The 11,916-nt window shown below is 56.9% G+C and carries 7 protein-coding genes; 6 read left to right on the forward strand and 1 reads right to left on the reverse strand.

What is annotated here, in order from left to right; genetic code table 11:
* The first annotated feature begins 573 nt into the window (after nt 1–573).
* From WH50_RS02820 to WH50_RS02835, 4 genes are all read left to right on the forward strand, one after another.
* Entirely contained in the window at nt 574–1,815 is a 1,242-nt protein-coding gene (locus WH50_RS02820) for an efflux RND transporter periplasmic adaptor subunit (RefSeq protein ID WP_110185930.1), read from the forward strand.
* 26 nt (nt 1,816–1,841) lie between these two features.
* Nucleotides 1,842–5,087, forward strand: a complete 3,246-nt coding sequence (locus tag WH50_RS02825) for an efflux RND transporter permease subunit (protein ID WP_104154790.1) — start codon at nt 1,842–1,844, stop codon at nt 5,085–5,087.
* Between the two features lie 28 nt (nt 5,088–5,115).
* Entirely contained in the window at nt 5,116–6,612 is a 1,497-nt protein-coding gene (locus WH50_RS02830; RefSeq protein ID WP_104154789.1) for an efflux transporter outer membrane subunit, read from the forward strand.
* Nucleotides 6,613–7,016: 404 nt separating this feature from the next.
* Entirely contained in the window at nt 7,017–7,832 is an 816-nt protein-coding gene (locus WH50_RS02835; protein WP_110185931.1) for a DedA family protein, read from the forward strand.
* Nucleotides 7,833–7,938: 106 nt separating this feature from the next.
* Here the strand turns inward: WH50_RS02835 and WH50_RS02840 are convergent, their stop codons facing one another.
* Nucleotides 7,939–9,540, reverse strand: coding sequence for an OpgD/OpgG family glucan biosynthesis protein (locus WH50_RS02840; RefSeq protein WP_110185932.1), 1,602 nt, complete (start codon nt 9,538–9,540; stop codon nt 7,939–7,941).
* Between the two features lie 421 nt (nt 9,541–9,961).
* On the opposite strand from WH50_RS02840, the gene ddlA reads away from it, so the two are divergent.
* Complete coding sequence (gene ddlA / locus WH50_RS02845; RefSeq protein WP_110185933.1) at nt 9,962–11,062, forward strand: D-alanine--D-alanine ligase; 1,101 nt, start codon at nt 9,962–9,964, stop codon at nt 11,060–11,062.
* A gap of 23 nt (nt 11,063–11,085) precedes the next feature.
* On the forward strand, nt 11,086–11,868 hold the full coding sequence (gene hisN / locus WH50_RS02850; RefSeq protein ID WP_110185934.1) for a histidinol-phosphatase: 783 nt from the start codon (nt 11,086–11,088) through the stop codon (nt 11,866–11,868).
* Nucleotides 11,869–11,916: the final 48 nt, after the last annotated feature.

Raw genomic sequence — 11,916 nt, forward strand, 5'->3', positions numbered from 1 at the left:
CAGCGGCGCCATCTTGCACCGCAGTGCTATAGGGCAGGGTGCTTTATCTACCGCTACTACCGCCTTGTTGGCCTCTGATGCGCACGATTGTGCCTGACTCCATGAGCGCCTTGTCTCTCAGGCGCGCTTTTCCTCAGCCACCTTTCTCACGGCTATTTGCCGCTTTCAATGGCGCTATCTGGCAGTACTGCTGAATAAAGTGTAGTGATCACTATAAAAACTGTTGACTCATTACGTAACGATCACTACATTGGCGTCAAATATATGTATTGATCGATACATTAATGTCCGGAGGAGCCGCCAGCATGCCATCACTTACTTCCTGTTTTCACGCTCAGCCGCCTCTTTTGTTGTCTCTTCCCGGTTCTTTCAAGGGTGTGAAGACAACTTTTTTAACCATTCATCTCGCTGTTCCGGCCTGTACCGGCTGCTGAGAAATCACCCTGGAATATCGTGCAAGACATCAAGACCATCCATCTAACACGGGATAGGCCGGATTCTTCACTATAGGCACAACAATAATCCAAAGATTTTTCTGACTTCTGAATTGAACCGATTGCAAGAGCGAACATCATGAAACGACAAACCAAACTGACCTTTGCTGCGGGGGGCGCCATGACGCTACTGGCCGCAGTGCTGGTTTCCGCCCTTGGCTTGCAGTCCTCTCAGGCAGAGGATGTGCCCGCTGCCGTCCCTCAGGCGACCCCCGTATCAGTGGCTTCGGTCATCAAGCGTAACGTGACACGCTGGAGCGAATTCTCCGGTCGTATGGAAGCGGTTGAACGCGTGGATGTGCGTTCACGGGTGGCAGGTGCCGTACAGGAAGTGCATTTCGTCGAAGGTGCGCTGGTGAAGAAAGGGGATTTGCTGTTCAGCATTGACCCGGCGCTGTATCAGGCTGCCGTTGATCAGGCCGCGGCTCAGGTTGCTGCTGCCAAAGCCCGTGTGGCCTATACCCGCAGCGAGCTTGAGCGCGCTCAGCGTCTGGTCAGTAAAAATGCCATTGCCCAGCGTGAAGTGGATCAGCGCCTGAATGAGCGCCGCGAAGCCGACGCCAATTTGCTGGCCGCTCAGGCTGCGCTACAAACGGCCAAGCTCAATCTCAGCTATACCGAAGTCCGTGCTCCGGTTGCCGGTCGGGTTGGCAAGGTGGAAATCACGGTCGGTAACCTGGTAGCGGCTGGCCCCGGTGCGCCGGTGCTGACCAGTCTGGTGTCCGTCAGCCCCATTTATGCCAGCTTCGATGCTGATGAGCGGACGGTTGCCCGCACGCTTGAAGGGCTCAGCAGCCGTAAGCAGCTGGACAGCGTACCGGTACAGATCAGCACAGGTAACGATGCCGAAATCAGCGGGCATCTGCAGCTGGTTGATAACCAGGTCGACAGTCGCAGCGGCACCATTCGTCTGCGGGCGGTGTTTGATAATCAGGACGGTAACCTGATTCCTGGTCAGTTTGCCCGTATCCATCTGGGTGAAGCGGCCGCCGAGCCCGTGGTGCTGATCAATGACCGCGCCGTAGGTACAGACCAGAACAAGAAGTTCGTGATGGTCTTGGAAGAAGACAACATCACCAGCTATCGCGAAGTGGCACTGGGTGACTCTATCGATGGCTTGCGTGAAGTCACCAGTGGCCTGCATGCCGGAGAGCGTATCGTCATCAACGGCTTGCAGCGTGTCCGCCCCGGATCACTGGTCATGCCGCAGGTCGTCCCGATGGCCAGCGATGCGGCCGCAGCGGCTGCCAATGCCTCCAATAAACCTGCCTTATCCGAAGCCTCTGCCGGGGCTGAAGGCAGCGATGCTAACCCGTCCTGAGCTAAATCAGGACCAGGGAGCCAACCATGAATCTTTCCAAATTCTTTATTGACCGACCGATCTTCGCCGGGGTGCTGTCCCTGATGATTCTGATTGCAGGTCTGATCTCAATGCGGGTATTACCGATCTCGGAATATCCCGAAGTAGTGCCACCGACCGTGGTGGTGCGGGCGCAGTATCCCGGCGCCAACCCCAAGGTCATCGCTGAGACGGTCGCAACGCCTCTGGAAGAGTCCATCAATGGTGTGGAAGGGATGCTCTACATGAGCAGTCAGGCCACAACCGATGGCCTGATGACGCTGACCATTACCTTCAAACTGGGTACTGATCCGGATCTGGCGCAGCAAATGGTGCAGAACCGCGTGACTCAGGCCGAGCCGCGCCTGCCGGAAGAAGTGCGCCGGCTGGGAGTGACGACCATCAAGAGTTCACCTGATCTGACCATGGTGGTGCATCTGCTGTCGCCCAACCATCGTTACGACATGACTTATCTGCGCAACTACGCGGTGCTCAACGTCAAGGATCGTCTGGCTCGTATTGAAGGGGTCGGGCAGGTCAACCTGTTTGGTTCGGGCGATTATTCCATGCGTATCTGGCTGGATCCGCAGAAGGTTGCCGAGCATGGTCTGTCCGCCAGTGAAGTGGTGGCGGCTATCCGTGAGCAGAACGTGCAGGCGGCTGCCGGTATGATCGGTGCCTCACCTTCCGTTCCCGGTCTTGAGCTGCAGTTGCCGATCAATGCGCGTGGTCGCCTGCAGAATGAGTCTGACTTTGCCAACATTATTGTGCAGAGCACCGCGGATGGCGCTGTTACCCGTCTGGGTGACATTGCCCGCATTGAAATGGGCGCGTCCGAGTACGCACTGCGCTCACTGCTGGATAACAAGGATGCGGTCGCCATCCCGATCTTCCAGGCGCCTGGCTCCAATGCCATCCAGATCTCTGACAATGTGCGCAAGACCATGGCCGAGCTGAAACAGTACATGCCCGAAGGTGTGGACTACAGCATCGTCTACGATCCCACCCAGTTCATCCGCGCTTCCATCGAAGCGGTAGTGCATACCCTGCTGGAAGCCATTGCGCTGGTGGTGGTGGTAGTCATCCTGTTCCTGCAGACCTGGCGCGCGTCGATCATCCCGCTGCTGGCCGTGCCGGTATCGGTGGTTGGTACCTTTGCCGTTATGCATGTCTTTGGCTTTTCGGTGAATGCCCTGAGTCTGTTTGGTCTGGTTCTGGCCATCGGTATCGTGGTGGATGACGCCATCGTGGTCGTGGAGAACGTCGAACGTAATATCGAGTCGGGTCTGTCTCCACGTCAGGCGACGTACAAGGCGATGCAGGAAGTGTCGGGACCGATCATTGCCATCGCGCTGGTGCTGATTGCTGTGTTCGTGCCACTGGCCTTTATCAGTGGACTGACCGGTCAGTTCTACAAGCAGTTTGCCTTGACCATCGCCATCTCCACTGTGATCTCGGCTATCAACTCGCTGACGCTGTCACCTGCACTGTCTGCATTGCTGCTGAAAGGTCATGACGCCCCCAAAGACGGTCTGACCCGCCTGATGGACTCTCTGCTGGGCGGCTTCTTCCGCCTGTTCAACAAGGCATTCCATCGCGGTGCTGAGCATTACAGTGGCGGCGTGAAGCGTGCGATTGCAGGTAAGGGTCTGATGGTTGTGCTGTATCTGATTCTGGTAGGCGTAACGGGCGGGCTGTTCAAATCCGTGCCCAGTGGTTTCGTCCCCGGACAAGACAAGCAATACCTGATCGGTTTCGCCCAGTTGCCGGATGGCGCCACGCTGGATCGTACCGAAGATGTTATCCGTCGCATGAGTGACATCGTCCTCAAACAGCCCGGTGTCACCCACGCGGTGTCTTTCCCCGGCCTGTCTATCAACGGCTTCACCAACAGTTCCAGCTCGGGCATCGTTTTTGCCGCACTGGATGACTTCGACAAGCGCCGTTCGCCTGAGCTGTCCGGTGCTGCCATTGCGGCACAGCTGAACCAGAAGTTCGCGGCTATTCAGGATGCCTTTATCGTGATCTTCCCGCCGCCCCCTGTGCAGGGGCTGGGTACGACCGGTGGTTTCAAACTGGAGCTGGAAGACCGTGGATCACTGGGTTACGAGGGTATGAACAATGCTGTCAAAGCCTTTATGGCCAAGGCTGCACAGGCACCGGAGCTGACAGGTATGTTCTCCAGCTATCAGATCAACGTGCCACAGCTGTATGCCGATCTTGACCGCACCCGTGCACGGCAGCTGGGGGTATCGGTGACGGATGTATTCGACACCATGCAGATCTATCTGGGCAGCCTCTACGTCAATGACTTCAACGCCTTTGGACGTACCTACTCGGTACGTGTGCAGGCCGATGCGCCCTTCCGCGCTCATGCTGAAGATATTGGCCAGCTGAAAGTACGTTCTTCGACAGGTGAGATGATTCCGCTGTCGGCACTGCTGAATGTGTCATCCACCTTCGGACCGGATCGTGCCATGCGCTACAACGGCTTCCTGGCGGCAGACATCAACGGTGCTCCTGCCCCGGGTTATTCCACCGGACAGGCGCAGGAAGCGATTGATCGTATTGCCAGAGAAACGCTGCCAGCAGGGATCAGTTATGAATGGACTGACCTGACCTATCAGCAGATTCTGGCGGGCAATTCAGGCGTACTGGTGTTCCCTCTGGCGCTGATTCTGGTGTTCCTGGTGCTGGCGGCGCAGTACGAAAGCCTGACACTGCCCATCGCCATCATTCTGATCGTGCCTATGAGTCTGTTTGCGGCGATGGTCGGGGTGTGGCTATCCCATGGTGACAACAACGTCTTTACCCAGATCGGCCTGATTGTGCTGGTGGGGCTGTCGGCCAAGAACGCCATCCTCATTGTCGAGTTTGCCCGTGAGCTGGAGTTCGCCGGACGCAAGCCACTGCAAGCGGCGATTGAAGCCAGCCGTCTGCGTTTACGGCCGATTCTGATGACGTCGATGGCATTCATCATGGGGGTACTGCCGCTGGTGCTGTCCACCGGGGCGGGCGCTGAAATGCGTCAGGCCATGGGGGTGGCGGTGTTCGCCGGAATGATTGGAGTGACCTTGTTTGGCCTGTTCCTGACGCCGGTGTTTTATGTGCTGATGCGTCGCCTGACCGGGAACCGGCCATTGCGTCACCACGGTGGCGTTCCCGCCCAGCCCGAGCAGGGTGGCGAGGCGCAGCCCGACGGTCGTCCGCTGGTACATGCCCTGCCCATGAGTTCTGAACCTCATCAAGACTGATGATCAACAGTGTCAGTGCGAGGAAATTATGCGAGTTCTAACGTCTAATACTGGGGCGCCCGGCGCCCCCAAAGGAGCAGGGCGCTGGGTGCTGGCGCCGTTGCTGGCTGCCCTGGTACTCAGCGGTTGTGTCAGTAATCCGTCCAGTACCGCAGGGCTGACCGACCCGACGCCTATGCCGGTCACCTTCAAGGAAGGGGATGGCCGCTGGGCTGCGGTGCCTCCTGCTGATGTTCAGCCAAGGGGGGAATGGTGGGCTGCGTTTGCTGACCCGGAAATGAGCCGACTGGTTACCCTGGCAGGTAAACAGAATAACGATATCCAGGTGGCCGCAGCGCGCCTGAAAGAGGCTCAGGCACTGCTGCGTACTACTAACGCTGACAAGGCCGTACAGGTTAACGCCGGTGGCGGATTGCAGCGTGCCTATTCGCTGGATACCTACACTAATCAATCACCGCTGCTGGGGCTGAGTTACGAAGTCGATCTGTTCGGTAAGCTGGACAAGGCATCGCAGGCTGCCAGCCTGGATGCGCAGTCACGCGAGGCCTTGTTGCAAAGTACCCGCCTGCTGGTGCAGGCCAATGTCGCGCAGACCTATCTGCAGCTGCGTGCGCTGGATGAAGAGCGACAACTGGTTCGCGATACCGTGGCAGCGTATCAGGACACCCTGACGCTGACCGAACAACGTTACGATGCGGGCGATGTGCCAGAGCTGGATGTTGTGCGTGTCCGCGCGGAGGTTTCCTCAACGGAGTCAGATGCACTGGCGCTGGATCGTCAGCGTGCCGCGCTGGAGCATGCGCTGGCGGTGTTGACTGGCTCGGTCGCATCGACCTTTACCTTACCCGTGGCCCGGTGGCAGACGGCATTACCGGTGATTCCGGCAGGCGTTCCCAGTACGGTGCTGGCGCGGCGACCTGATGTGGCGGCAGCTCAACGCACCATGAAAGCCGCCGAAGCCCGCGTCGGTGTGGCTGAACGTGCCTGGTTCCCGGATATCAATCTGACGGGCAGTGCAGGTTTTGCCTCAACTGATCTGGCAGATCTGTTCACCTGGTCTGCCCGCTCCTGGGGTATCGGAGCCTTGCTGTCATTGCCTGTGTTTGATGGCGGGCGTCGTCAGGCGGGCGTCGATCAGGCCAACGCACAGCTGCAGGAAGCACTGGCCAGCTATCGTGAGCAAGTGCTGGTTGCCTTCCGTGATGTTGAGGATCAGCTGTCAGCATTGCGTCTGCTGGATAAACAGGCGCAGAGTCAGGCGCTGGCAGTGCAGGCGGCAGAGAGGGCGACCGCCATTTCCGACGCGCGCTACCGCGATGGTTTTATCAGTCAGCTGGACTTGCTGGATGCCCGGCGCAGCGAGTTGAGTAATCGCAGACAGGCGTTGCAGGTACGTTCTGAGCAGTATCAGGCCACTGTTGCGTTAATCCGGGCGATTGGCGGTAGCTGGGAGGCGAGCAAGCCAGCCGTCGCGGCACAGCAGAATGCTGCTGACAACCCAGCCAACCAGCTGGCGAAACGCTGATCTGTATAGTGTTACAACAGCGGTGAGACCTGTCTGAACCTCAGGTTTCACTGCTGCATTCTCGCGATAAAACCCCTCCTGCATACCCCGATCAAAACATTGGAACAATATGTTCTGATTGTCTGAAGTGCGAAATTGTATTGGTTATCGATTTGCTGATAAGACTGATATTCCAGTGTTTTTGGGCCTTTCAGGTCATCCGTTCAGTGTTGCATTTGCGCTCTTCAACTACGCTGAGCAAGTCGTTCAAATAATTCTATATCAGTCATTAAGAAATTCGATTGACTGACTTTTCCCTGCCCCGTAAAGTGCTCACATCGTTTTTGTATTGAGTAGTACATAAATGCCACGTTCTGCCCCGATCAGATAAGCAATGCCCGAAAGGGAACCAAGGAGATACATTGATGAACGGCATACTCACCAGCTACATGGATCAACAGACACTCAGTGTGCTGGTGCCCTTTATGATCGTTCTGTTGGCCTCTCTGGGCATTCCGGTGCCTGCCATGCTGACTCTGATTCTGGTGGGCAGCTCACTGGCGCAGGCTGATTCCAGCGTACTGGCAGTGAGTTTCGCCAGTGCCCTGGCCGGTGCCATGGTGGGGGACATCGTCTGGTACTGGATCGGGGCGCGCTATGGTGAGCGTGTTCTGTCGCGTCTGCGGCGTCTGACCCGTCGTCCTGCGACTGGTCGTCAGGGGCTGCAGGGTAATGGCCTCTATATCCTGTTGTTTGCCCGTTTCATTCCCGGTTTGTCTGCGGTGGCCGTGCCTATGGCCGGTGCTTCCTCCGTTTCTACACTGTCCTTCGTTCGCTATGACGCCCTGGGCTCAGGTATCTGGGTTGGTTTCGGACTACTGTCTGGTGTGACCTTCTCTGATCAGGTCGACAACCTTGTGCAGATCATCAAGGAGGCAGGGATGATTATCGGCGTGGTTGTAGCCACCTTCGCGGCGCTGGTAGTGATTGCTCGTCAGCTGCGCGGTGCCAGTCAGCGTTCTCAGCAGGTGGCTCAGGCGGCAGCGTCAGTGGATGCAGTCGAGCCTTCCTTCAGTGTTGATGATATTGCGGTGGTGCCTGCTTTGGCGGAGTCTCAGAGTGCAGAGGCGGAGTTGCCCGATAACGTCATCCCCTTTCGTCGCCAGCCTTGCAAGAAAGTGGCAGATGACGGCCGTTGTCTGGACGACATGCATGATTTCAGTCGGTGCTGTGGTGCGTAGAGCGAGGTTTCCAGGTTCGAGACAAGTGCAAAGACAAAGAAGGCGAGCCAATGGCTCGCCTTCTTTATTTTTGAGGTTAGATTCTGACCTGCTCAGAGCGGCTGATTCAGAACGGATGATATTGATATAACCAGGTTTCTGTCAGGGTCTGATCCCCATTTTTCAGGTACAGGCGCATATCTACCGGCTGCGGGCTGTCTGATGTGAAGTCAAACTGCGCGCGCCAGTGACCGGGTACGCCGTCCGGTACGGCCTCGGCAAAAACATAGGAGAAGTGACCACTGGATGACCACAGCACCACCTCAGGTTTGACGCCAAAGGGGATATCCTTGAGCGGACCGCCGGAGAATTCCACCATAAATTTGCGCACGCCCTGAGGCCTTGGCTGGCCGGGCTGACCGCCGCGTCCCAGTCGGGTGGCTACACAGCGGCCAAGTGTGGTGGGGTAGGGCTCATCCGCACTCCAGTGCAACTTGTACTGGAAGTGGTAGGCATTACCCTTCTGGGCAGGTGCACTGGGTACCCAAAAGGCGACGACGTTGTCATGAATTTCATCATCGGTGGGGATTTCAATCAGTTGTACCGCACCTTCACCCCAGTCACCAACAGGCTCCACCCACAGGCTGGGGCGACGCTCGTAGTTCACGCCATCCAGATAGTGATCAAAGTTGCGGTCCCGTTGCAGCAGACCAAAACCCCGCGGTGCTTTGTCGCTGAAGGCCGATGCCGAGGTGTGGGGAGGATTGACCAGTGGGCGCCAGATATGTTCGCCATTGCCGGTCCACAGCGCCAGACCGTCTGAATCATGCACTTCCGGGCGCCAGTCAATGGCCGTCTGTTTCACACTCTCCGAGAACCAGTACATGGACGTCAGGGGAGCAAAGCCGAGTCTGCCCACGTCACGACGCAAAAAGACGTGGCTGTCGATATCCATCAGCACTTTATTGGTACGTTGCATGATGAACTTGAAGGCACCGGTGATACCTGGACCTTCCAGCAGGGCATAGACAGTGACCTGGTGGTCATTGGCAAAGGCCGATGGTGGTTCGAAATAGAAGTGGGTGAACGTTGGGAATTCTTCTGCGGCATTGGGCATGGCCACATCCATGGCAATACCACGCGCTGACAGGCCGTACTGATAGAGTTCGCCGATAGCGCGGAAGTAGGATGCACCAAGGAAGGCTACCCAGTCATTCTTGTGCCAATCGAGCTTTTTCTGGTCACCAAAGCGGCTTTCCTGAAAGCGGAAACCTGCAAAGCCCGCGCCCTTGGGCAGCTCACGCGCCGGGCTGTCCTTGGGCATGCTGAAGTAGTCCGGATCGTAGACAATTTCCTTCGCTGCCCACTCATCACCGCTTTTCTCCAGCACATGCGTGTGCACGGGAATCTGGAAATAGCGACCTAGGTGGAAAAAGGTCACCGGAAACTCACCCGGACCGTCTTTGAACAGGGCGTTATCAGTATTGAAGATAATCTTGCCGTGCTGGTCATAGTCGATCCGTTCCAGCACATCCTTGGGTAACTTGTTTTCCTGATGGTAGGGTTTTCTGGCCAGCTCTTTGGCCTGTTCGATCAGGCTATCAAAGGAAAATCCTTCCGGCTTGCCAAGCTTCAGGCCAGCGTCTGCCAGGGATTGCACCGGCAGGCCTAGTGCGGTCAAACCCAGGGAGGTGCCTGCGGCAGCCATAAATGATCGACGATTCAGCATGGTTCTCTTTCGATAGGCAAATAAATGGGTTGGAAAAGTGTAGCCCAGCAGCCAACGCCGGGAGAGGAAATCTTTGCTGCTTGTACGGTGTATCGCTTGCTGCGCCTGTACTGGCAGTCACTGTCATAGGGCACGCGGTGACGGGTACAGGGCGGGTTTGCGAAGGATGCTACTTGAGGCTGTCGGAGAATGTAAAGTTACACTTCTGGGCGGCAATGCTACATCCATCGCGGTTTAGGCAACATCTTGCAATGGCGCGGCCTTCGGAGGCGTGTAATCGTGCTACCGATACAGGCCGTCGGCCTGTAAAACCTTCATTATTAAGTCAAAAATCCTGCTGAGCTGCTGTTATAGTAGGGCCTTGCTCCGCTCTGGTGCGGACCCTGCCTGTCGTTCACCCTGTCAGTATGGATATGTTGCAATGACCAAGAAGCTTAAGGTCGCTGTGCTCTTTGGAGGTCGCTCTGCCGAGCATGAGGTATCGCTGCAATCAGCACGTAACGTCATTGAGGCGATGGATAAAACGCGCTTCGAACCTGTTCTGATCGGTATCGATCGTCAGGGCGCCTGGTATCTGAATACCGACTCACTGGCTCTGCTCAACAGCGAGAATCCCGAACTGGGCGTGCTGAATGCCCGTTCACAAGCGGTGTCTCTGGTGGCGGGTGAGTCTGCCGGGCAGCTGGTCAGGTTGCAGCATGCCGGTATGGCCGAGGCGGTCGATGTGATCTTCCCGGTACTGCATGGCCCTTATGGTGAGGATGGTTCAGTACAGGGGCTTGCTCGTCTGGCCAATGTGCCTTGTGTGGGCAGTGATATTCTTGGCTCTGCCGTGGGCATGGACAAGGACGTTGCCAAACGATTACTGCGTGACGCCGGGATACCCGTTGCTCGTCATGTGTGTCTGCGCCGGTATGAGGTCAACGATACCCTGCTGACGAAGGTCGCTGAGGAGTTTGGCTTTCCGGTCTATGTGAAGCCCGCCAACATGGGGTCTTCGGTGGGCGTGGTCAAGGTGAAAGAACTGTCGACGCTGGCTGAGGCACTGGATTACGCGTTCCAGTACGACACCAAGGTGCTGATCGAGGCCAATATCAGTGGTCGTGAAGTCGAATGCGCTGTGCTCGGGAATGACCAGCCAATGGCCTCCATTGCCGGTGAGATAGTGACCGAGGACGGCTTCTACTCCTACGAGCGTAAGTACATCGATGAGAAGGGTGCCACGCTGGTTATCCCGGCTGCTCTGGATGATGCCACTTTCGAGCGTATCCGAATCCTGGCAATTCAGACCTTCAGGGCGCTGGAAGCACGTGGTCTGGCGCGGGTAGATATGTTCCTGAGCGCGACAGGTGAGCTGTTCGTTAATGAGATCAACACTATCCCGGGCTTCACCTCCATCAGTATGTATCCCAAACTGTGGCAGGCATCAGGTATCAGTTATACCGAGCTGATCAGCCGCATTATTGAGCTGGCCATAGAAGAGCATCAGCTCAAGAGCCAATTAAAGACTACCGGACACTGACCTCCGCAGGCGGATATTGCACCATGACGTTGACCCTACAGGACATTCAGACTTACCGCGCTTTTGCTGAGCAGCTGGCAGAGGCGGCCGCTACGGCCATTGCCCCTTACTTCCGCACACAGATGGATGTTGAGGATAAAGGCCGTGCCTTGTTTGATCCGGTAACGCTGGGTGACAAGGCGGCTGAGCGCGCCATGCGTGATCTGCTGGCTCAGCATTATCCTGAGCATGGCATCCTTGGAGAGGAAGAGGATCGCTATGTGGGTAGCAGTCCGCTGACCTGGGTGCTGGATCCTATCGATGGCACCCGTGCCTTTATCACTGGCTTACCGCTGTGGGGTACGCTGATCGCACTGAATGATGGCCAGTATCCGCGCATTGGGGTGATGAACCAGCCGTACACCAGAGAGCGCTTTGTCGGTACCCCCGAGGGAGCCTGGCTCAACGGCGAACCGCTGAAGGTTCGCCCCTGTGCCTCACTGGCACAAGCAAAGATAACCTGCACTACGCCGCAGATGTTCGATACACCGCAATTGGCTCTGTTCAATAGTGTTGCTGAGAAGGCCCGACTGGTGCGTTTCGGTGGTGACTGCTATGCCTACTGCATGCTGGCAGCGGGTCATATTGATGCGGTGGTTGAGGCGGATCTCAAACCTTACGATGTGCAGGCGCTGATGCCTATCATCGAGGGGGCGGGTGGTGTGATGACCACGTGGGATGGTGGTGATGCGCAAAACGGTGGTGCTATCGTGGCCTGTGGCGACAAACGCCTGCATGCTGAGATACTGGCACTGCTGCAAAAGTGACATCATGCCTGCCAGAGGTGAGTACCTTCTGGCAGGCATCGCTTCGAG

The organism is Pokkaliibacter plantistimulans, assembly GCF_003194385.1.
Lineage (GTDB): Bacteria > Pseudomonadota > Gammaproteobacteria > Pseudomonadales > Balneatricaceae > Pokkaliibacter > Pokkaliibacter plantistimulans.

Bases quoted from the DNA above. Each gene is read 5' to 3' on its own strand.
- WH50_RS02820 (WP_110185930.1), top strand. From the start codon at position 574: ATGAAACGACAAACCAAACTGACCTTTGCTGCGGGGGGCGCCATGACG.
- WH50_RS02825 (WP_104154790.1), top strand. From the start codon at position 1,842: ATGAATCTTTCCAAATTCTTTATTGACCGACCGATCTTCGCCGGGGTG.
- WH50_RS02830 (WP_104154789.1), top strand. From the start codon at position 5,116: ATGCGAGTTCTAACGTCTAATACTGGGGCGCCCGGCGCCCCCAAAGGA.
- WH50_RS02835 (WP_110185931.1), top strand. From the start codon at position 7,017: ATGAACGGCATACTCACCAGCTACATGGATCAACAGACACTCAGTGTG.
- WH50_RS02840 (WP_110185932.1), bottom strand. From the start codon at position 9,540: ATGCTGAATCGTCGATCATTTATGGCTGCCGCAGGCACCTCCCTGGGT.
- ddlA (WP_110185933.1), top strand. From the start codon at position 9,962: ATGACCAAGAAGCTTAAGGTCGCTGTGCTCTTTGGAGGTCGCTCTGCC.
- hisN (WP_110185934.1), top strand. From the start codon at position 11,086: ATGACGTTGACCCTACAGGACATTCAGACTTACCGCGCTTTTGCTGAG.